Here is a 24,284-nt window from a genome sequence, read left to right as displayed (position 1 = left end):
ACTATGAATTGAAAATGATCTTTATTTTTTTCCACATGTTTCCTTTCTCCCTACCTAAAAGCGAAAATAACAGTGTATGTAATAGATGTAAATGCTTTGCTACTACAGCATAAAATTTACTATGAGATTTTTGATAAAATAATTGACGGCTTACCGCAAAATTTTGGTAACGGATATAATTGAACTTGCTGCTAATCTGCGAGCCGCCTTCCAGATGAATAATCTTTATGTAAGGCAAAATAATGCTTTTTAAACCTGTTTTAGCAATTCTGAATGATAATTCTGTTTCTTCGAAGTACAGAAAGAAATCCGGATCGAAAGGCCCTACAAGTTCTATTGCACTTTTTCTAATAAACATAGCTGCCCCCGAAATAAAATCAACTTCTTTGATATGATCATTATAGTTAACTACGCCAAGAAGGTACTTTTGTTGATATTTTTCCCTAAAGAAAAGGTATAAACCAAACATAGAAAATATTCCAAATAAGTTTGGGAAATTTCCAAAAGATACAGTTTCTCGATCATCGCCAGTTAAAAGTTCACCACCGCACACGCCATATTTTTGATGATTAGGATTTCTCATAAAAATTAAAAACTGCTCAACCGCATTTGAAATTAAATAGGCATCCGAATTAAGAAGAAAAACAAATTCACCTTTAGCCATTTCCATAGCTAAATTGTTGGCACGACCAAATCCTTCATTATTTTTATTCAATAATAAATGTACATCAGGAAATTTCTGTTTAAGGCCATAAATCGTTTTATCCATCGATGCATTATCAACAACAATAATTTCATAATCAAGGTTTTTAGTATGCTCAATGATGGAATTGACACATTGCAGGGTTAATGCCGTTGTATTATAATTAACAATGATGATGGATACATCCATAATTATATTTCTTTTTTAATGATCTCTTCTATAAACTTCCATCGGTTTAGCCATTGGTGTTTTTCATTTACAATTTGATAATTCCGCTCTATAATGTGATGGTAACTTTCGTAATTTGTAAGGATGTCCATAATTTGTAAGCCAGGATTTTCGCTATCAATTTCAATCATGGGCATATAGTCAAATAATTCATTCATTTCTGGGGGCATAATACCAACAATTAAACATTTACTAGCCATACACTGGAGATAGCGAAGAGTCATAGTTGAAATATTCTCTGCCCTTTCAGGGTGTGTAATGTTAGATGGAACGCATATGCAAATCTTTGTTTTCGATAAAGCATTCTTGAACTCTAACTTGGTTTCAAATAATATACGTTTATCTGCAGTTGTAAACAGATGCTGTTTCCGCGCCTCAGCCAATGGCCCTACAATAATATCATGATAGCTTTTATAAGTCCTTCCAAACTCCAGCACATCAATAGTTTTATCAGTATAGGGTAGATAGTGATATTCAGTGGCATTGATACCTTCTGGCACCCAATATGCCTTACATATAGAATCGGTATTTTTCTGGTAGTGGTAAGTTACATCTCTTGACGAAAAAAACACTGTCTTAACATTCATCAAATCAAACATTTCCCCCAATTCATGATGAAACCTTGGCCAGGCATCAAACATATATATATAGTTTTGCCTGGCTAAGAAAAAGTCAGGTATACACATTTTCAGATCAGGGCCAATCTGTGCACTAAAGTTTATTTTTTTATTGATAGGAAGCAAAATCCTCGGTTTAAAATATCGAAGCAATCGTCTAAAAATACCGATCCACAATACTTTAAACTTCAGCCATCCCACATCTTTAATAAAAACATTATCCGGATATTTACTTATAAGGTATTGATAAAACTCATCTATACAATCACCACTATACTGGTGCACATTAGTTTGTAATAATTTGAAAAAGAGTTTATCACTCACTTTGTCAATCATTGCCGAATTTAACATAAATCCATTAAATGTTATATCCTAATTTTTGAATATGATCTTTCCAAAACGGCAAATCATATTTCCACCAGGCATGACAGCCAAAGGGTAATTCATTATTGTTCATTTGATAGAGAATTCCAGCATTAACTTCAAAGCTAAATTTCATTGCCGTCAAAGGATCCGGAACAGTAAACTCGGGGAAATTTTGCGGGATAACCTCCGCCCAAAATAGATCTTCATTAATTATGGGCTGTAAAGGGTATCCCGAAAAATTATATATTATCTGATGCTTAAGGTATCTGAAAGCCCGTATCATAGCATTTGGAGCAAAATAGTCGAATTTACGTATGAAATTTAGTCTTTTAAATTGAGAAACAATTTTATAGCACGTTCTGATATTTCTCAAGCTGAAGCCGCCGTTACCTTGACCTACTAATGTTGATGACATTTCAGCATTATCATGCCCTTCAAAAAGTGGTGCACCGATAAAATCGTAACCTTGCGCACACCAATAATTTAAATCGTCGCGGAAAACAAAGGCATCCAACTGATGGATGAGCATAAAATCATATTCAAGAAAACGTTTATAAAATCCGTCGGACTTCATAAGATAGTTATAGCCAGGGATATCTGCAAAAAAATGATTGTCAAACGTTTTATAACGTACTTCACTCTTCAAAACTTCTTGTTTTCTTTGAAATGACTTCTCTAATTTTCTTGGGATAACAAAGTAAATATCGTGTGCCTTTAATACACTAAGGCATTGATCCAGTGAAATCTGCTCGAATACATTCATCTGATCCTGGTAAACCGGAATTATTACACACGCCTTCATCCTATTTTTTGCAAAAACTTTAAAGGACCAATCCCCCCTAATACATCCAAAACATTTTTATTCTTCCATATGAAAAGTTGAATAAAAAGATATATAATACCAGAGAAAAAAACAGTAAGTACGATAACTACAAGGGGAATAACCGTTATTTTTAACACTAGCCATTTCACTAAAAAAAACAGGCCTGAAGTGGCTATGGCCTGAAGTATTGCGAAATAAGGAAATGTTATTTTAAAAAGCTTGAAAGAATAAACGAATAAAATACCAAACACTGTTAATTCAGTAGCAAGTGAACTAATAGCAGCACCATTTTGTTTAAAGTGAGGGATAAGCAAAAAATTTAGCCCCAAACTTATCACTACTCCAAAAAGGGAGGCATAAAGAATTTTTGTTTCCTGGTGGAGTGGCAATAAAATCTCATTTGCAAATACCTGAGAAATTCCAACAAAAATTACAATAAAGCTTAGGATCTGCAACGAACTCACTGCTGCCAAATATTTTTGCCCTGCAAATAAGCGTATGATCTCTTCTGCCAGGCAATAGGTTCCAATAGCGAAAGGAATACTAAAAAAAACAACAAAATTTATTGATTTATTGAGTAACGACCTTGCCTCTTCCCAATTTTTCTCTTTAAATGCAATGGTTAGCCTGGGTAATAATACGGCCGAAAGTACACCTATAATAACTAAACTTAATTTACTTATTCGCATGGAGGCAGAATAATACCCAACGTAGACATTACTGGTTAAAAAACCAAGAATGATGGTATCAAAAACAAGATAGATTGTGGTTATAATGCTATTGGAAAAAATGATAAGAAGCGGCCTTAGATGATGTTTCAACGACAGGTCTTTGAAAGATATTTTAACCATCTTGCTTACAGAATACATATTTGCTACAGCAGCCAGTAAAGTAGCCACAAGATTTAAGGCATAATATGTATTTAGATCTGATACAGCATGAATTAATGTAAAAAGAAGCACAATGGTAAATAATCGGATACTGACAGTTCTTATAGCAATGTATTTAAACTTTTCGATACCCTGAAAAAACCACTCAGCGATAAAAACATTACCCAGCAAAATAGTCATCCCTATTTTGTAGAGTTCAATATTTTCCATCAATCTATCACTTGAGAAAGTTATAATCAATAAAATAACAACTGAGAGAATAGACGTAAGCAAGTGAATCAGTATCAGCTCTGAAAACACACGCCCCAATGCAATCTGATCGTGCTTTACTTTAGCAATTTCCCTAACGCCATAAAGCGGTATACCCAAAGCAGAAAAAATAAGAAAGTAGGTGATGATATTATCGGCGAAATTAATTGCCCCCATACCCTCTGGTCCCAATATCCTTGATGCATAAGGAAAGGTAACCAAAGGAAATAATATTTGAGAAATAGATAAAAGCGTATTAAAGGCAATATTTTTCTTTAATCCCGACATTTATTATCTGATCATAGATAAGAAACCTCTTCTTACCAAAAGAAAAACGGACATTGAAAAACATGCAATAAAAAATCCTGCAACCATTCCTTGTATTTTAGTTGTTGATATTTTGTTTAGGGGGAATACCGGAGCATCAATCATTTGGATTAAAGGCATTTCCTTTTGTTGTGAAAGCTTAGACATTTCCAAATTCTTAACCAATTCTGTAAGTATTGCGGTATTGGCCTGGGCATCAACCTGTTTTTTTTGAGAAGGAACTTTTAATATTTGCCTGGCGGGATTGGCGTTAGGATTGGCGTCTGTTAAACTTGCCATTCCACTTAGAGCCCGGTTGAGCTCGCGTTTTACTGAATCCGTTTGATGTTGTAATACAGCAATATTTTGCATTGACTTTTTAGTTTTCGTCGATACATAGAATTCATTTACATTTTTTACAATTTGATCATTAAAAGCCTTTGAAAATAACTCATCTTTTGAGGTAACTTGCACCTTCAAAATACTCAGTTTTTTATCTGGTTTAGTGACTACCAGATTGTTAATACCAATTGCTTTTACCACCTCACCAATAATGCTATCCTGAGTCCTTGTTAAATGGAGATCTTTACCAGATTGGAAATCAACCCTATTTAAAGCCAGTTCAGTAGACCATTTTTGTTTTAAATTGTTGAAATCCAGATAACGTTCCAAAATCAATTGCTTTTTGCCCTGAAAATCCATTTCTGTTAACAAGGCTTTTTGAACCATAGTTCTTGATTTATATAATTCAATTAAGTTATCGCCTTGAAATACCCCACCTGTTCCACCGGCACCAATATCTATCCCAACCATAGATGCTAATCCAGCCATTTGGCCAAGGCCACTGCCACCACTTGCATCTTCCAATGCAAAAGTACTTACTGCCACGTATTTAGGTTTTTTATAAGATGCATAAAAATATCCTAACCCAACACCCACGGCACAACCTAAAACAATGATCAGCCACTTCGATTTGAGGTATGATAGCCATTCGGTAAGTTTTACCGCCAATTCTTTTAAGGTAATTTCCCTGTTTACAGTTTCAGCCATATTTTATCGCAGTAAGGTTACAATAATTGCAGCCAATGATGCAACAGCTGTTGATATGCCAATAAATGCAGTGGCATTTAATTTTTCTCTCTCTGCCCGTTTTGGAACAAATATTTCTGAACCCGGTTTTACCTGTGGAAAGTTATTAAAAAACAGAAACTTCCGATTGGCCGCTACGGAACCATTGGAGTAGACAATAAAAGCACCCTTTTTATATGCATTATAACTGAAACCACCAGAACCGCTAATATATCCGGTAAAACTTTTTCCTTTAGTGTAAACAATGCTGTTGGGCTTTAATACTTCGCCTGTAACACGAATGGTTTGAAGCTCCTTTGGAACGCGGATCACATCTTCATTCTCAACAATTAAATCGTATCTGGACAGTGGTTTTTCCATGATTTTTTTAAGATCGATACCCACCAAATCACTTCTTAATATTTGAAGATCTTTATCCAAACTCGTGGTATCCCGGGCACCTGATTGTTTTAAACGCTGCAGATTTAAAAGCTTTTCACGGTCTTCTCTTAAAGTTTCCAAGCTATCCATTCTCAAATCGCCTTTTCCATTTCGTCTTAAAGAAGCACCTTCCACATAAGCCAATGGACTTAATCCGCCAGCTCTTTTGATAATATCAGAAATCCGCTCATCTTTTTTTATAATGGTGTAAACACCTGGATACAATACTTCGCCTTCAATTTTAATTTGTCTTTGAATATGATAACTTTCTGAACTGCGAATGGAAACGATATCAAATGGTTTTAAGGTAAAACCATTTTGCTGAATTTTTAAATCCGGATCTACATTAACAGAGAAAACTTCAGCGGTTTGGGCAGATGCAGAGGTTGCATCACTATTTTTGATCCGCCTAGAAATCTCGATGCGATTTGGTGTAGCACCTTCTCTAAATCCGCCCGACATCTGAATCAATGCTTCCAGATTCATGCCATCGGCATAGGCAAAAGTCCCCGGTTGCCTTACTTCACCCTGAACTGTCACTTTAAAATCTTCACGCAATTCAAAAATGGATTTAATCACCACTTTATCTTCACGTTGCAGTTTAATATCTGGTTCTGTTCCAGCCAATATTTTAGCTAAATCAAATGAAACCAACGCCATACTATTATCTGTATTTAAGCGGGAAATATATCCTCGGTTGAGGAATGCATCTTCCTTAACTCCATCAGCCTTTTGGATTAAACTTTTTAATGTAAGCTGATCATCCAGTTCATATTGCCCGGGGCGAAAAACTGCGCCAGAAATCTCTACACGGTTTGCAAAGCGATCCAAGATCCTTTCCACGATAAACTTATCTCCATTTTGTGGCTTATAAGTAGAAAATTCCGCTTCTGTCACATCCATAATTTTTCTTTCCCGGTTTGTATTTTGTAAAACCTTTATTTGTGCAGAATAAGCATTGCTCGAAAAACCTCCTGCAAAACGTAAGGCATCGGCTAATGTTTCATTCTCTTTAATCTCAAAAAACGCAGGCCTTTTTACTTCACCAGATAATTCGATACGGGTATTGTAAACCGGTATATTAATGACATCCTGATCTTGAAGCCTAATATTGCCTTTTTGAATACCATTCATTAAAAAATCATAAATATCAATTGTATTGATTACTTTATTTCCCCTAACAATTTGAATATTGCGGTAAGTTCCATTCACATTCGGACCACCAGCAGTACTTAAAATATTGAATAATGATGCCAGGGAAGATACGGTATACGAACCGGGTTTAACAGCCTCGCCAACTATCGTAACGGTAATGCTTCTGATATTGCCGAGCGTAATGGAAACAGCAGTACGGCCGGATCTTAAGGCAGGATAGGTGGTAGAAAGTGTTGATTTTATCTTTGAAGTGGCCTGCTCTATAGTTAATCCTGCTACTGAAATGAGGCCAATATATTGTACCCTGATATTACCATCAGGACTTACTTTTGACTTATAACTAACTTCATTGTCACCAGTAATATCAATCAATAACTCATCATCTGGCCCAACCACATAACTTTTTGGCGTGGCCATCCTTAAATTTGGCTCAAAAGTTTGAGTACTTAAGCCAAAAAGTTCTTCCCCAAAAATTTTCAACCGATTTGGTGATATGGTATTAGCTAGCGCTTTGCTAGAGAGTACTGAATTTACCCTTTTTAATGAATCTATTTTGCTTTGCGAGCTATTTACTCTCGAACGATTGAGATCAGTAAATGGCTTCGTTAATGTCGGATCTTCTTCAGAATTATTATTTTGTGTTCCATCCTGTTTTCTGATTTTCTCTACCCTCATCCTAAGCTTTTCAATTTCGGATTGCTTCATGCCCTGTGCCAGTGCCAATTGCTCTAATTGCGCATCACTGTAACCAATGGATTCAGCACGTTGCATCAATTCCCTGATCTTTGCATCACTCAATTCATCTACCCTCACATCTGCATAATTGGTTTGAGCATAAATAGAATGAGAAAGTAAAAGGAATGAGAAGAAGAGAAAGGCCTTGATTAGATTTTTAAACTTCATGTGTTTTTGGTAGTTTATGAAAAAAGGTATAACCTTTATTAAGCTAAACAGGGTTAAACATCTTTTCATTTTAATTATGCAAATATTCGAGCAAAAATACAAAATTATTTCATTGCAAAGCTTTCCCAATCAATATAAAGCATTCAGTTTTTAGTAACTAGATTTTAATGAAAAATGAATGGTTCCAGCAAAAATGAGACTTTCCTAACCAAAAATTTCTTTGTTCTTAAATGGATACTGACCGATCAACTCATATAACTTACCTGATTCTACAGCATTACTAAGGGTGGATAGATGCTTGTCATGGTGTAAATCAGTACCAGCCAAATCGTACATATTTTCCTTAAGAAGGTAATCGGCAAGTTGCTTTACTTCTTTACCGTAATAACCGGTTATAGAAAGTAAATTTAACTGTAACAAGCAGCCCTTTTCTTTAAACAATTTAACTTTCGAATGGTCTTTAAAGTAGAAAATATACCGTTCCGGATGGGCCAAAATAGGCTTATATCCTTTTATCCCCACGTTGAAAATTTGCTGGATGATGTTTGGGCTTTCATTCAGGTATGACATTTCAATTAAAAGATATTTATTTTGCAGTGAACAGATTGTAGCTTCAAGATTAAAATCTTGATCAATCATATATTCCGCGGCCGATTCCAATTTAAAATTTATCCCAGCATTGGTAATTGCCAAATCCAATTCGCTCTTTGCTCTGTCAATGGTTTCGAAATTATTTGGATGTAATTCTTTAAATATATGAGGAGTGGCTATAGAATGACAGAAACCTAAGTTTTGAAGTGCTCTTACGAACCTTAAACTAGTAAACACATCAGGCGAGCCATCATCAATACCTGGCAAAATATGCGAATGCATATCAATTCCCAGCCATGATATATCAGTAATCTTATTTCGTTTGGTAAAGAAATTAAACATATTAAGGTATCTCTAAAAAGACTAAATAATTTCGATTGCTTGTGCCTACTATCTAACGTATTTGCAAACATACAGAATAATTTAGTTGATTGATAACAGCCCTAAAAATTCAAACTAACATCTTATGCTAATTAATTCGTTTGAGATCGTCGAGTTTTCTTTCTCTTTTAAATCGCCTGAAAGATAAATAAACAATAACATTAGACAATACAACGGCCGAGATGCCTAGAATGTCATTATTAGTAAACATATTAATTGAGGATAAACCAAGGAAAACAAGCAACAAATAATTCATCTTGTTTTAAATTATTTTATTGTTGCTTCTTTGTTTAGGTAACAACAACTCCATCAACATCCTATTCTCTATCCCCTTATCTTCCATCCCTATTTCCAATCCACCCTTAGAGATATTTAAAGTCTCGCATCAACCAGATCCCGAGCAATAAAAGATTTAGTGTCAAAAATGATGGCACCCTCATGTTTAAATTTAACATAATCTATATCCAAAAACTGCTGGTGGGCTACTGCTATGATAACTGCATGGTATTTTTGGAAGTTATCTTTTGCAATCAAGTCAATGCCATATTCTAGCTCAACGGCTTTTTGGTTTGCCCAAGGATCACACACATCAACATCGATATTAAAATCACGAAGTTCACGGTAGATGTCAATCACTTTGGTGTTTCTGGTATCAGGACAATTTTCCTTAAATGCAAAACCTAAAATGAGCACCTTCATACTATTTATCATACCACTTTTTGCCACCATCATTTTAATCACCTTATTAGCTACAAACATGCCCATATTATCATTCACTCTTCTTCCTGAAAGAATAACCTCAGGCTTATAACCCAAAGACTCTGATTTATGCGCCAAATAGTAAGGATCAACACCGATGCAGTGCCCACCCACTAATCCAGGTTTATAGTTGAGAAAATTCCACTTGGTTGAAGCGGCAGCTAAAACATCTGTAGTATCAATACCCATTTTATCAAATATCAAGGCCAGCTCATTTACGAAAGAAATATTTACATCACGTTGTGCATTTTCTATCGCCTTTGAAGCTTCGGCAACTTTAATACTGGGTGCCAAATGGGTTCCGGCAGTGATGATGGAGGCATACAAATTATTAATAAGAACAGCAGTTTCAGGTGTTGAGCCAGAGGTGACTTTTTTAATTCTTGTTAAAGTATTTACCTTATCGCCAGGATTGATGCGTTCGGGAGAATATCCACAGAAAAAATCAACATTGTATTGTAAGCCTGAAAACTGTTCCAATACCGGAACACAATCTTCTTCTGTACAACCCGGGTAAACTGTTGATTCGTAAATTACAATATCACCCTTTTTTAAAACCTTTGACAGCATTTTACTTGCGGATAGTAATGGCTCGAGATTTGGCTGTTTTAATTGATCAATTGGGGTAGGAACAGTTACAATGTAAATTTGAGCATTCTTAATATCCTGAATGTCAGCACTAAGTTTTAACCCTTTGGAACGAAGAACAAAATCAAGATCAAGCAGGTTGGCTTCATTGGTTCCATCATATAAATCATTTAAGGCTTCAACACGTTTAGGATTATTATCATAACCAACAACAGGATATTTTTTCGCAAACTCAATGGCTAAAGGCAATCCAACATAGCCTAAACCAATCACCACGATTTGCTTTTCTAGGTACATAATTCTACTATAAGCTATAAAGATATAGAATGTTTTTTTTAGTCGTCGGATGAATATAGCAAAGCGTGATCGTTCATTCGAATACCCCAAAGGATTTACTACCCTAAAAGACTATGGTTAACAGCCAACCTATTTAGTAGCTTTGCAGAAATGAGTTTAACATCCATTATCTCGGTAAATTATAATCAGCCCAAAGTAACATTAGACTTTTTGGAATCTATTAAGCGAAATCTCAACCTGGATAAATTGGAGGTTATTATTGTTGATAATGCCAGTGTTGATGACCATGGCGAAGACTTTAAAGCATGTTTCCCAAATTTAATTTACGTTCGATCGGAAATTAATTTAGGCTTTGCGGGCGGGAATAACTTAGGCTTAAAATTTGCACAGGGCGATTACATTTTAATGCTCAACAATGATACCGAAGTAATTGATGGCATGGTTGATATACTCATAAAAGAAATGGAGGCCAATTCTCAAATTGGGATCATCTCTCCCCTTATTCTGTATTATGATCAGCCCGAAACCATTCAATACGCTGGTTTCACACCGATGAACTATATTACTTGCAGAAACAAAACAAATGGTTTATACGCACAAAACACCGGGCAATTTTCGGCAGCAAGCAATGAAACTGCATTTTGCCATGGTGCTGCAATGATGTGTAGAAGGGCAGACATTGTTAAAATTGGCATGATGCCTGAAGTTTATTTTTTGTATTACGAGGAACTTGATTGGTGCGAAATGTTCAAGAAAGCAGGAAAGAAAATTTGGTTTACCGGAAAAACCCATATTTTTCATAAGGAATCAATGAGTGTTGGGCGTGAGAGTGCCTTAAAAACATACTTTACAACGCGTAACAGAATTTTGTTTATCAGAAGAAATACAACCTTAGTAAATACCATGCTTTTTGGCCTGTATTTTATTTGCATCGCTACTCCAAAACAAATTTTTAAATATGTGAAAGAGCAGCGCACTGATTTAATTCCTTACTTGCGCAAAGCCATCTTTTGGCACTTAACCAACCCAAAACATAGCAGGGGGTCGATTTAATCGTTAATGAATAATGGAGAAAATCTGCGCCCCAATTGCTATAGCCACTAAACATTTTATTATTTCTTTATGATTGTTTTATTTTGGATGGCATTGGCCATTGTATTTTATACTTTTTTAGGATATGGAATGGTACTATATACCTTAACCAGAATAAAGAGATTATTTGTGAAATCAAAAGTATTTATGCAACCAAAACAGTTGCCAAAAGTAACCCTTTTGGTTGCAGCCTGGAATGAGGAAGACCTGATTGTTGAGAAGATAAAAAATACACTTCTACTCGATTACCCATCAGCACTTTTCCAAATTATTTTTATAACCGATGGATCTACAGACCGCACATTAGAACGTATTCTTCCTTATAAAGAAATTACTTCTTTAAACAATGGGGATCGGAATGGAAAAATGGCCGCTATAAAAAGGGCAATGCCTTATGTTGAAGGGGAAATTATAATATTTTCAGATGCAAACACCTTTTTGAACCGCGAAGCGGTGAAACAACTGGTAAAACATTATCAAAATGAAAAGGTTGGTGCAGTTGCCGGCGAGAAGCGAATTCTGGTAGAGAAACAGGCAGATGCCAGTTCGGCCGGAGAAGGTTTTTATTGGAAGTACGAATCGAAACTTAAAACATGGGATTACGAACTTTATTCTAACGTTGGGGCAGCTGGAGAATTGTTCAGCATCAGAGCATCGTTATACCAACCTGTAGAATCTGATACCATTATTGACGACCACATGATCGCTATGAGAATAGCTGAACAAGGCTACATTATTGCCTATGAACCAAATGCCTATGCATCAGAAACAGCATCGGCAAATACAAAGGAGGAACTCAAACGGAAGATCAGAATAGCAGCTGGAGGGATCCAATCTATTTTAAGACTAAAAAAGGCAGCTAACCCTTTTCGCAATCCGCTGCTTACTTTTCAATACATTTCTCATCGGGTACTCCGCTGGACAATTACGCCCTTTATGCTAATTGTTGCCTTCATTTTAAATATTTTTATTGTAGCAGGCAATCATCCTAAAATTTACACGATTTTATTGCTTGGTCAAATTCTTTTTTATGTTTGCAGCTATATCGGCCTCCTATTTGAGCAAAAAAACATCAAAATAAAATCTTTCTTTGTTCCCTATTATTTCTGTGTAATGAACTATGCAGTTATCGCCGGCCTATTCAGGTATATCAATAAAAACCAAAGTGCCGCTTGGGAACGCTCAAAAAGAAAGTAGCTGAAATACCTCATACTACATCACAATTAGTTTGACTGATATAGCCATTTCACTAAATATGGTTTGCAATCAGATGCATTTAATATATCCAACCTGCCAAGTATTTGGATAATATTTCAATCTCCTTAATAAAAGATCGACTGGTCCAACACATAATATTCCTTAAGCGCTAAACTGTAATTTCTATAAGTATTGCTTAATGACTAATAGCCCTTTTGCACTATTTCATTGATATGATTATTAGGGTACTTTAGTGAGTAAAAAACAAATGAAAAAAATCGCTATATATTGCTATTAAACAGCTGTTTATATTTTTTCTGACAATAAGAAATATTAACGATAATCTAAATTTTGTATGAATACTAATACCCTTAATGCGCTCCTCGCCAGTCAAGTCTATGTAAATCCCGATCGTATTGCTGTAACATATTATAATAAATCTATCAGTTATCAGGAACTTGATTTACAATCAAATCAGCTTGCCAACTATCTAATTTTACAGGGTGTAAAATCTAATTCATATGTTCCAATAATCTTGGAACGTTCTTTTGAAATGATAGTTGCCATTGTAGCGACGTTAAAATGTGGCGCCAGTTATGTGCCAATTGATCCTGCTTACCCAAAAGAGCGAATAAATTATATATTGAATGACATAAGCGCATCGTTTATTATTGCTGCTCATCAAAATACTTATGAGTTAAACGCATCAATCATTTGTTTGAAGCACGATGCAGCAATGATTGCAATCCAAAATACCGATTTACCTTCTGTTACTATTCAGGGACAAGATACTGCGTATATTATTTATACTTCAGGTTCTACCGGAAAACCAAAAGGGGTTGAGATTACGCATGCCGCTGTAAATAATTTTATTGCCGAACAGGGCAAATACTATGGTGTAGAAGCAACAGATAGAATTCTTCTTTTTTCGAGTTTTGCCTTTGATGCCTCAGTTGAACAAATATTTCTGGCATTAAGCACAGGCGCATGTTTAATACTATTATCAGAAGATTTATTGTTGGATACTGAAAAGTTTACAAATTATGTAACCGCTCAAAAAATAAATCATCTGGATGTTACACCAGGCTTTCTGGAAAACTTAAACCCAGTTAAATTTAAAAATTTAAAAAGGATCATTGTTGGTGGGGATGTTTGCCCAATATCACTATACTTAAAATGGCAGTTCTCAGGGACGTTTTACAACGTTTACGGACCAACAGAAGGCACTGTAACCGCAACTGCGCTTAAATGCGATGCTAATAACACCATTTACTCGCCATCGTTACCCATTGGTAAACCTTTAAAAGGAACTACAGTTTTTATTCTAGATGAAGCAAAAGAATTAGTAACCACTGGCTCCAAAGGAGAAATTTACTTAGGCGGTAATCATTTGGCAAAGGGTTATTTAAATAATCAGAAATTAACCGATGTAAACTTTACAAGTGCGCCTTCTATTCACCAAACACGTCTTTATAGAACTGGAGATATGGGCAGATGGTTGGAGGATGGAAACATAGAATACCTTGGAAGAATTGACGACCAGGTAAAAATCAGAGGTTATCGTGTGGAGCTTGGTGAGATTGAAAATGTACTACTAGATATACCCTATGTTAAGCAATGCGTGGTTAAGATCAATAGCAGCAGCGAAAAACAATTGGTTGCCTTTATAGTAGGCAAACCGGGTTTCAATAAAATAGCTGCCGAAAATTATTTAGCCAGCGCATTGCCTGAGTTTATGATCCCTAGAATATGGGTAAATTTATCACAAATGCCACTTACTGTAAATGGCAAAATAGATAAGAAAGCTCTAATTATACCAGATTACTCTGATTTATTACAAAACCCTTATGTAGCACCCAAAAACGACCAGGAAAAGCGGATTTCATCCATATGGAAGGAGGTTTTAGCGGTAAAACGTGTTGGCATAAACGATAATTTTTTCGACTTAGGCGGCGACTCTCTTTTATCACAAAAGCTGATTATTGCACTTGCAGCGCAAAAATTTATATTGCCCATTACAAAACTTTATCAGTACCCCACCATAGCGGGCGTTTTAAAATATTTAAATAAATCATCGGAATCTGTTCGCCAAAAAAATCATCAACATCAAACAGGCGATAGAGATATTGCAGTGATTGGAATGGCGGGTAGATTTCCGGGTGCTGAAACCATTTCGGCCTTATGGCAACTGCTATGCAAAGGCGAGGAAACCACTACTTTCTTTACAGATGAGGAATTGGATGAGCATATACCTGATCAGATTAAAAATGATCTTTTATATATTAAGGCTCGCGGCGTAATAAAAGATACCATGCTTTTTGATCCTGATTTTTTCGGCATTAATAAGAAGTTAGCCGAACTGATGGATCCACAGCAAAGAATATTTTTGGAAATCGCATACGAAGTGCTCGAAAAAACAGGGCACCTCCCATCCAAAGCAGATCATAAAACTGGCGTTTTTGCAGGCTGCGGACCTAATTTATATTATGAAAATAATGTTTTGGCACATCCTGATAAAATCGAAACCATGGGTAAACTTCAGGTAACCACGGTTAATGATAAGGATTACATAGCTTCTAGAACGGCTTACCATTTAAACCTTAAAGGACCTGCCATTAATATTAATTCGGCCTGCTCTACCTCACTGCTTGCAATCTTGGAAGCGGTTAACAGTTTAAGAGCAATGCAATGTGATGTAGCAATAGCAGGCGGAGCAAGCATAAATTCTTGTGCAAATAGTGGCCACATCTATCAGGAGGGAAGTATTTTAAGCAAAGATGGACATTGCCGCCCATTTGATGATGATTCGACCGGCACGGTTTTCAGCGATGGCGCCGGCGTGGTACTGTTAAAAAGACTGGAAGATGCCAAAGCAGATGGCGACCAAATATATGCCGTGATTAAAGGTGTGGGCGTAAGCAATGATGGAAATGATAAGGCCAGTTTCACAGCACCAAGCACTGAAGGGCAGGCCGATGCAGTTTTGGCAGCCATTGCAGATGCAGATGTTGAATCGAGCGATATTTCATACGTAGAAACACATGGTACAGGAACTCCTATTGGCGATCCTATAGAATTTGAAGGACTTGTACAGGCTTTTGGTCAGCAAAACATTAAACAATACTGTGCCATTGGATCTATCAAAAGTAATTTTGGCCACCTCACAGAAGCGGCAGGCGTAGCAAGTTTCATCAAAACCTGCTTATCACTGCACCATAAGAAATTGGTGCCCTCAATTGGTTTCAATACACCAAATAAACACATTGATTTTGATAACAGCCCGTTTTATGTAAACAACCATTTGCAAAATTGGAATGCAGAAACACGTTTAGCTGGTGTAAGCTCATTTGGCGTGGGCGGCACAAATGTTCATGTGGTGTTGGAAGGATATGAAAATACCATGCAAACACCTGTTACAAAAAGAGCGCATGAATTAATTTCGTGGTCGGCAAAATCAATGGAAAGCCTAAAAGATTATGGTAGCAAGCTTGAAGATTTTATCCAGCTGCATCCAGCCGTATTGGCAGAAGATTTAGCCTATTCGCTACACCAATCTCAAGCGGATTTTAATTACAGGGCATTTGGCATTGTAAACACCATGTCGAATTTAGCAGAGGAAATGGCAAATCAAAAGCAATCATTCGCAATCACGCACCAATTACATCAAAAAGCGAATAAGTTAGTGTTTTTATTTCCAGGTCAGGGTGCACAATATTTAAATATGGGTGCCAGCCTATATAAGCAGGAAGCTGTTTACAAGGATGCGATTGATGAATGTGCGGAGTTATTAAAAGAGATCATTCATTTAGATATCAAATCGATTATTTTTTCAGCAAACAATGAACCGAAGACTTTAAATGATACACAGTATGCACAACCAGCTATTTTTTGTACAGAATATGCTTTAGCAAAACTGTGGATGAGTTGGGGATGCAAGGCAGATATATTTTGTGGCCATAGTGTTGGAGAATATGTTGCTGCACACCTGGCTGGAGTGTTTTCATTAAACGATGCGCTTATATTAGTAGCTTTAAGGGGTAAACTAATAAGTAAACTTCCAGGCGGTGGCATGTTGTCAGTTCGTATAAAAAATACGGAGATTGCTGATCTATTGCCTGAAGATTTATCTATTGCGGCAGAAAACACCAAAAACTTATTCGTAATTTCTGGGAACGATCAATCATTATCTATTTTCAAAAAGAAACTGGACAATTTGGGCATGCCTAGTAAATTATTAGCAACAAGCCATGCATTTCACTCGGTAATGATGGATCCGGTTCTTCCTGATTTTAAAAAACTGGTTGAGTCCATCAACCTTCAGAAACCAAAAGTACCTATAGTTTCTTCGGTAACTGGCAAATTGCTTACCAATGAGCAAGCGCTTGATGTAAATTATTGGACAAATCATTTAAGAAATACTGTAAAATTTTCGACTGCAATAACATACATCATTAACCACCACGACCCTCTATTTTTAGAAGTTGGACCAGGGGAGGCTTTAAGTGTATTCACCAAACAAATTTTACTGGAACATGCACACAAAGGCATAGTAATATCCAGCATGATGAGTAGCGCAGTGGAAACACAAAAAATAATTCATTCGGTAGGTGCCTTAGTTTGTGCTGGCTTTCCAATCAACTGGGAACAATACTATTCCGATCAACAAAGAAATTTTGTCGAATTGCCCACTTACGCTTTCAATAAAAAGAAATTTTGGGTAGAACCTGCACAGCCAGCTATAGCCAATAACAATACATCCAAATCAATAACAAAAGCTAATACCCCTAATAATCAAGCTCAAATGAAAAGAAACGTTCTTATTAATCAAGTTAAAACTGTACTCGAGCTTTCATCAGGAATAGAGTTTGATGGGATAGACTTATGCAAAAACTTTTTAGAAATTGGATTTGATTCTTTATTGCTTACACAGGTAGCAACATCACTTAAAAAGGAATTTAAAGTGCCTATTACATTTAGACAATTAAATGAAGAATGCTCATCAATCGATGCTTTAGTTAATTATTTAGCGCCTTTAATCGTAACTGATCCTGTAGTGACGGATGTAATACAAGCATCTCCTATTTCATCACAACCAGTAGTTCCAGCGCAGGAAAACATTGCTTTGGCTTTACTTTCAGCACAATTGGAATTAATTGCTAAACAGATTCAGCTGATCACAAATACGCAGAACAATCCAATTGCTGCACCAGTAAACATTGTGCAAAATACAACGCAGACAAATCCAGTAAAAGACCTTACACCGCTAGCAGCCCTATCTAAAGAGGAACAAAACGAAGTACGCAAGCCATTTGGTGCCACACCAAAAATCGAATTTACCAAAACAGCACTCAGTGAAAAACAACAACAATTTTTATCAGACTTAATAAAAAGATACAATAAGAAAACTGCTAAAAGTAAGGCTTCAACAGCAGAGAGCAGAGGGTTTATGGCCGATCCACGTGTGGTAAATGGCTTTAAACCTGCAATAAAAGATTTAATATACCCTATAATAGTAAAAAAATCGGACGGTAGTAAACTATGGGATTTAGATGGCAACCAATATATAGACGCTTTAAATGGTTTTGGCTCTAATATGCTTGGTTATCAGCCTGATTTTATCAAAGAAGCACTTCACTATCAAATTGAAAAAGGGTTTGAGGTAGGTCCGCAACATGAATTAGCGGCAGAGGTGAGTCGTTTAGTTTGCGATTTCACTGATTTTGACAGAACAGGTTTATGTAGTACCGGATCTGAGGCCGTAATGGGCTGTATCCGTTTGGCTAGGACGGTAACGGCACGTTCTTTAATTGTTGCTTTCACTGGATCTTACCATGGCATTTTCGATGAAGTTCTGGTTCGTGGAACCAAAAAAATGAAATCTTTTCCTGCTGCTGCTGGCATTATGCCAGAGGCAGTAGAAAACATACTAGTGCTTGATTACGGAACAGATGAAACCCTGGCCATTATTAAAGATCGGGCAAGTGAAATTGCCGGCGTATTGGTAGAGCCCATTCAAAGCAGAAGGCCAGAATTCGTACCCATTTCTTTTTTGAAACAACTTCGTCAAATCACATCCGAAAATGGCGTTGCCTTAATTTTTGATGAAGTGATTACAGGTTTTCGAATGCATCCAGGGGGTGCTCAAGCCTTGTTAGGCGTAAAAGCAGATATTGCCGCTTATGGAAAAGTAGTTGGAGCAGGTATACCAATTGGTGTTATTGCTGGCACAAGAACCTTTATGGATGCACTTGATGGCGGAACATGGAATTATGGGGATGACTCTATTCCTGAAGTTGGTATCACCTACTTTGCCGGAACATTCGTTCGTCATCCGCTTGCGCTAGCATCAGCCAAAGCATCCTTAATCTACATGAAAGAACAAGGCCCTTCCTTGCAGCAGAAACTTAACGACAAAGGGAATTTCATCTCTAAATCATTAAATCGTGAAATTGCCTTTAGAAAATTACCCATGCAAGTGGTAAACTTTGGCTCGCTATGGAAACTTAAAATGGAACCGGAAATGATTTACAGTGAGCTTCTGTTTGTGCTGATGAGAGAGAAAGGAATTCATATTCTGGATGGCTTCCCATGCTTTATAACTGAGGCTACGAGTTACCCTGATATCGACAAAATGATCATCGCCTTTACTACTTCAATTGATGAAATGATTGCCAAAGGCTTTTTCCCGAATACGCATAATCAATCGCAAAAATTATTGAATTATAATCCTCATGCCGTTGTAATCGACAACAATCAACCGCCTATTTCGGGAGCAAGGTTAGGAAAGGATCGGTTTGGAAATCCGGCCTGGTTTATTGAGGATCCTGAAAATGATCAAATGTTCTTGCAGGTGCAAACCAATTAATCGATGATGAATACATTAAATTTAGAAACCGATTTAATTTCAATTGACTTCAATCCGTTTGAGCAGGATAGAAATATTGATAAACTTGTATCCATTAATAAAGCGCAACAAGAAATCTATCTATCCTGTTTGATGGGTGGCGATGAGGCAAATATCGCTTATAACGAGTCGGTGTCAATAGCGATTAAGGGGCACTTCGAGCTTGATTATTTCAAAAAAGCTTTTGACCAATTGGTTCAACGACATGAAGCCTTGCGGAGCCACATTAGTGGTAATGGTGAGAAGTTGATCATTTATGATTTTATTCCATACCAGATTATAGCAGAAGATCTCCAGGAATTGTCTCATGATATTAAAAAACAGCACATTGATTCATTTTTAAATACCCAAATGGCCCATCCTTTTGATTTAAATGAGGCACCTTTGTTTCGGGTTTTTATTCATCAACTGGAGGATGATCAAGTGTTGATTACGTTAATTTTGCACCACATTATCTGCGATGGCTGGTCATTAGGCATCATTTTGGAAGAACTCAGTAAACTGTACAGCTCGCATCTCCTGGGCAATTCATTAGTACTTCCTGAAGCTTTTCAAATTAGTCAGTTTGCAATTGCACAAGATAATTATCTTAATAGCGCTGAATTTAGATCTACTGAAAATTTTTGGTTAAAGGAATTTGCGCAGGCGGCTCCTCAAATCGATCTACCCACAGACTTTCCACGAGCAAATCAGCGTACGTATCAATCTAAGCGTATAGATCAGTTATTGCCCAAAAACAGTGTCGAAAATTTACGAAAAGGTGGAGCAAAAATTGGCTGTAGTCTCGTAACCACCATGTTATCCATTTTTGAAGTGTTAATTTTTAAAAAAACACGTCAAAATGAACTGGTAATTGGATTACCCTCAGCAGAACAAGCCGTAACTGCCTTTTATAATTTGGTTGGCCATTGTGTAAACATACTTCCCATTAGAAGTACTATTGATGCAAATTTATCATTAACTGATTATCTAAATGCAAAACGCAGTCATTTAATGGATGTTTATGACCATCAACAATACAGTTTTGGTCAGCTGCTTAACAAATTAAATCCTAAAAGAGATATTTCCAGAGTACCACTGGTTCCCATTGTATTTAATATTGATATGGGTATGGATAGCGACGTTTCGTTCTATGGCGTAGACCACCAAATTATATCAAATGTAAGGCAAAGTGAAACTTTTGAGCTTTTTGTAAATGCAACAGATACTGCTGATGGGCTAACTTTGGAATGGAATTACAATACCCAACTTTTTAAAGCGGCAACTATTAATGAAATGATCAGCGACTTTAAAAGTTTGATCGATATTTTTCTTGAAAACCCCGCTATTAAAATTGTCGATGCGGTAAGTGCAGGCGCCGTAAAGGCAATTGTAGAGGGAGATTCTTTCGTTAACACCAATAGTTTTGTCGATCTATTTAACGAATGTGCAAAGCCGTATTCCAATCGCAATGCATTATCTTTTAATGGTGAGCGACTAGATTACCAAACATTACATCAGCAGGCTGATGCATTGGCATTTTATCTTCAGAATAAAGGGATTGGTAAAGGCCAGACCATCGCGATTGCAGTAGAGAGATCAGCAAAAATGCTGGTTACAATGATCGCTGTTTTAAAAACAGGAGCTGCTTATTTACCCATTGACACCAATTTGCCTGTAGAGCGGATTAATTATATGTTGAAAGATTCTGGTGCTTCGAACATGGTTTCAAGTTCCACCATCCAAATAGATCCTGGAATCAAAAACATATCAATTAATGAAGCCTTTGCCTCCATCCACTTAAACATTAATAAATGGAAAAATATTGCAATTGACCTTAAGGATCCTGCCTATTTATTATACACATCAGGATCAACTGGTTTTCCTAAAGGCGTAAAAATCAGTCATGGTAATTTAGCCAATCTCCTTTTAAGTACGCAGCAAATGCCAGGTTTAACCGATATCGATCGATTGTTAGCGATAACCACAATTTCATTCGATATTGCTGCACTTGAGCTTTTCCTGCCACTAATTTGTGGTGCTGAAGTAGTTATTGCTGACTCAATCACTGCTAAAGATGGAAGATTAATTAACGATTTAATTTCGCTTGCAAATATTACAGCCCTTCAGGGCACTCCCTCCACCCTGTCTATGATTTTGGATGTTGGCCTCAAGACCAATCAATTGAAAGTTATAGTTGGGGGTGAGCAATTGGATATTCATTTGGCCAAAGCGATATTAAGCACCGGGGCCCGATTGTGGAACATGTATGGGCCAACTGAAACCACCATTTATTCCAGTGGAAAAGAGATTTTGCCCTCAGATGAATGGATTACAATTGGAAACCCCGTTCACAATACCCAGGTACACATAATGGATCAATCCCTGAACCCTGTATACAAAGGTGAAGTGGGTGAAATTTGTATCGGTGGCGATGGCGTAAGTTTAGGATATATTAACCAGGAAAAGCTTACCGATGATAAGTTTGTGCGCACAGATCCACATTCAAATTTAATCTTATACAAAACCGGTGATTTGGGTAAAATGTTGCCAAGCGGAGAAATTCTATGTTTGGGAAGAATAGACCACCAAATAAAGGTAAGGGGCCACAGGATAGAGCCTGGTGAAATCGAAAACCAATTGTTGAATAGGGAAGAGATTGCCCAAACATTGGTATTACAAAGAGATGATATCAATAAAAGTGAGGTATTGGTAGCCTATCTGGTGCTGAACCAGAAATTTAAAGATGACCCAAACTTACTGGATGTGAGCCAGCAACATCATGTTGCCAAGGATCAGATAAGTATCAGTAAAAATTATTTGAAATTCTTAAAAGACGATCTTGCCAAGCTATTGCCCTCTTATATGCTACCTCATTACATTGTTGTACTGGAGGCATTTCCAATCACCTCAAATGGGAAAGTTGATCGGGCATTACTTCCAAAGCCTATTTTCAATCCTACCGAAAAAAGCATCAAGGCAAATGGTACACTTACGCCTGCTGAAGAGTTATTAAAAGAGATTTGGTCAACATGTTTAGTGAAAGAAGATATTAATATTACAGATGACTTTTTTGAGCTAGGAGGAAACTCGTTAATAGCTGTAAGCATGATGCTTGCTCTAGAAAAAAAAATAGGCTTTCGTATGCCTCTTACAACATTGCTTAAATATGCTACCATTGAAACATTGGCCCAACAGCTTTCATTCGAGGTAAATGATAAAAAATCGCAGACCATTATTCCCATCCGTACTGGAGGAGACAAAAACCCGGTTTATCTAATTCATGGAAGCGGATTAAATGTATTGTTGTTTAAATCAATTATAGCCTCACTGAACGAAGACCAGCCAATATATGGTGTGCAGGCAATAGGCCTTGATCATGATGAACAAGTTCCAGATAGCATTGAACAAATAGCGGCCCGTTATATTGAAGAATTATTGCTAAGCAATCCAAACGGGCCTTACAACATTGTAGGCTACTCATTGGGCGGTTTTATTGCCTTTGAAATGGCGAAACAACTTAAAGTATTAGGTAAGGAAATTAACTTACTTGGCGTAGTGGATACCGATACTGGCAGAAATGTTTCGAAAGAAGAAAGTCAGAATAACTTAGGATATTTTATAAAAAGACAATTCAAAAAAATCCCGTTTATTGCGGCATCATTTACGAAAACGCCAATCAACACTTTAAAATATCAACTTGATATTACTAAAAAAAGACTGTTTAAAAATAGTGAAACAAAATTGGATTTAGATTGGGCATTGTTTTCAGATCGGGAGAAGGGAATATATATCAAATATGATGAAGCCTTGCAACGATATTTACTCACTGCAGCAAACCTGAAGATCACATTGTTCAGAGTATCTGAACGTCTTTATTTTCTGGATGACTTAACTTATTTGGGTTGGGATCGCTTTGCAAATAAAGGAGTGGAAGTGTGCGAAATACCAGGCGATCATAAAACTTTTATTTCAGCACCGCATCACACTGCTTTTGCTAAAATTTTACAGAACCAGCTCAACAAAAATGCAAACGCCTAGCAATGAGTTACTTATTGAAACCGAGATCAATTGGGACGATTTTGACCATGATCAGAAACTTGATTTACAATCAGACCATGTAATCAAAATTAAGGTTAGCCACTATTTTGAAGCCATTAAAGATAAAATACATCAAATTTTATCAGAGAATGAAATTAATAGATCAAAACGCTTTATGATGCAGCATGACCGCGAACGTTATCTATCTACACGCTATGCGTTAAGAAAAATCATTGCTTTGGGTATTGGTACACCAGCCAATGAATTGCTTTTTAGCGAAGGACATAATAAAAAACCGTTCATTCAAGGCATCGAATTTAACATCAGTCATAGCAGCGATCGCATTGTAATAGCGCTAAGCAAAGAATCTATTGGCATCGACGTAGAACTGATCAACAAAAATTTTGATTTTGAACCCCTTATTACCGAATGTTTTAATAAACAGGAAGAAAAGTTAATACGCGGTTCAATCAATAAAAGAATAGCTTTTTACGGCCTATGGACGCGTAAAGAAGGAATATTGAAAGCAACCGGTGAAGGTTTGCTAAACAATTTAAAAGAACTCGATTGCTTACCTCCTTTCCTTTCAAGAGCAAATCAGAATTATCATTTATCAACAATAAAAACTGACCATGATTATATCATTTCTCTCGTGAGAACCAAATTATCTGCTATTTTATATTGGAATTACGCTTAAAACCTAGCC

The 24,284-nt window shown here is 36.5% G+C and carries 13 protein-coding genes; 5 read left to right on the top strand and 8 right to left on the bottom strand.

Features of this window, described 5'->3' with window-relative positions:
* Window position 1: 1 nt before the first annotated feature.
* The 8 genes from LUA91_RS16320 to LUA91_RS16285 all read right to left on the bottom strand — a co-directional run bounded on the left by LUA91_RS16320 (window position 2) and on the right by LUA91_RS16285 (window position 10,365).
* Window positions 2-892: a glycosyltransferase family 2 protein gene (locus LUA91_RS16320; RefSeq protein ID WP_231427184.1), complete on the bottom strand. Its 891-nt coding sequence runs from the start codon at window positions 890-892 to the stop codon at window positions 2-4.
* 2 nt (window positions 893-894) lie between these two features.
* Window positions 895-1,884, bottom strand: coding sequence for a hypothetical protein (locus tag LUA91_RS16315; RefSeq protein WP_231427183.1), 990 nt, complete (start codon window positions 1,882-1,884; stop codon window positions 895-897).
* Between the two features lie 22 nt (window positions 1,885-1,906).
* Window positions 1,907-2,677, bottom strand: coding sequence for a DUF5672 family protein (locus LUA91_RS16310; protein WP_231427182.1), 771 nt, complete (start codon window positions 2,675-2,677; stop codon window positions 1,907-1,909).
* 35 nt (window positions 2,678-2,712) lie between these two features.
* Window positions 2,713-4,164 (bottom strand): flippase, encoded by a 1,452-nt coding sequence (locus LUA91_RS16305; RefSeq protein ID WP_231427181.1) that lies wholly within the window; start codon window positions 4,162-4,164, stop codon window positions 2,713-2,715.
* 3 nt (window positions 4,165-4,167) lie between these two features.
* Complete coding sequence (locus LUA91_RS16300; RefSeq protein WP_231427180.1) at window positions 4,168-5,232, bottom strand: lipopolysaccharide biosynthesis protein; 1,065 nt, start codon at window positions 5,230-5,232, stop codon at window positions 4,168-4,170.
* Window positions 5,233-5,235: 3 nt separating this feature from the next.
* On the bottom strand, window positions 5,236-7,749 hold the full coding sequence (locus LUA91_RS16295) for an SLBB domain-containing protein (protein ID WP_231427179.1): 2,514 nt from the start codon (window positions 7,747-7,749) through the stop codon (window positions 5,236-5,238).
* 204 nt (window positions 7,750-7,953) lie between these two features.
* A complete protein-coding gene (locus tag LUA91_RS16290; protein ID WP_231427178.1) occupies window positions 7,954-8,682 on the bottom strand; it encodes a tyrosine-protein phosphatase in 729 nt (242 codons plus the stop codon).
* Window positions 8,683-9,093: 411 nt separating this feature from the next.
* Window positions 9,094-10,365 carry a nucleotide sugar dehydrogenase gene (locus LUA91_RS16285; RefSeq protein WP_231427177.1) on the bottom strand — a complete coding sequence of 424 codons (1,272 nt, stop codon included), beginning with the start codon at window positions 10,363-10,365 and terminating at the stop codon, window positions 9,094-9,096.
* 150 nt (window positions 10,366-10,515) lie between these two features.
* Here LUA91_RS16285 and LUA91_RS16280 point away from each other — a divergent pair, with 150 nt between their 5' ends.
* The 5 genes from LUA91_RS16280 (at window position 10,516) to LUA91_RS16260 (ending at window position 24,275) form a co-directional block, all read left to right on the top strand.
* Window positions 10,516-11,418 carry a glycosyltransferase family 2 protein gene (locus tag LUA91_RS16280; RefSeq protein ID WP_231427176.1) on the top strand — a complete coding sequence of 301 codons (903 nt, stop codon included), beginning with the start codon at window positions 10,516-10,518 and terminating at the stop codon, window positions 11,416-11,418.
* Window positions 11,419-11,487: 69 nt separating this feature from the next.
* Window positions 11,488-12,654, top strand: a complete 1,167-nt coding sequence (locus LUA91_RS16275) for a glycosyltransferase family 2 protein (RefSeq protein WP_231427175.1) — start codon at window positions 11,488-11,490, stop codon at window positions 12,652-12,654.
* 355 nt (window positions 12,655-13,009) lie between these two features.
* A complete protein-coding gene (locus tag LUA91_RS16270) occupies window positions 13,010-19,519 on the top strand; it encodes a polyketide synthase (RefSeq protein ID WP_231427174.1) in 6,510 nt (2,169 codons plus the stop codon).
* A 3-nt stretch (window positions 19,520-19,522) separates the two neighbouring features.
* Window positions 19,523-23,578: an amino acid adenylation domain-containing protein gene (locus tag LUA91_RS16265; protein ID WP_231427173.1), complete on the top strand. Its 4,056-nt coding sequence runs from the start codon at window positions 19,523-19,525 to the stop codon at window positions 23,576-23,578.
* The gene (locus tag LUA91_RS16260) at window positions 23,565-24,275 is read left to right on the top strand and encodes a 4'-phosphopantetheinyl transferase superfamily protein (protein WP_231427172.1); all 711 of its coding nucleotides are present in this window, start codon (window positions 23,565-23,567) and stop codon (window positions 24,273-24,275) included. The genes LUA91_RS16265 and LUA91_RS16260 overlap by 14 nt, the downstream gene beginning before the upstream one ends.
* Window positions 24,276-24,284 lie beyond the last annotated feature (9 nt).

Source organism: Pedobacter sp. Leaf250, from assembly GCF_920984735.1.
In the GTDB taxonomy this organism is placed as follows: Bacteria; Bacteroidota; Bacteroidia; order Sphingobacteriales; family Sphingobacteriaceae; genus Pedobacter.
This window is presented reverse-complemented; position numbering and strand designations above follow the sequence as displayed.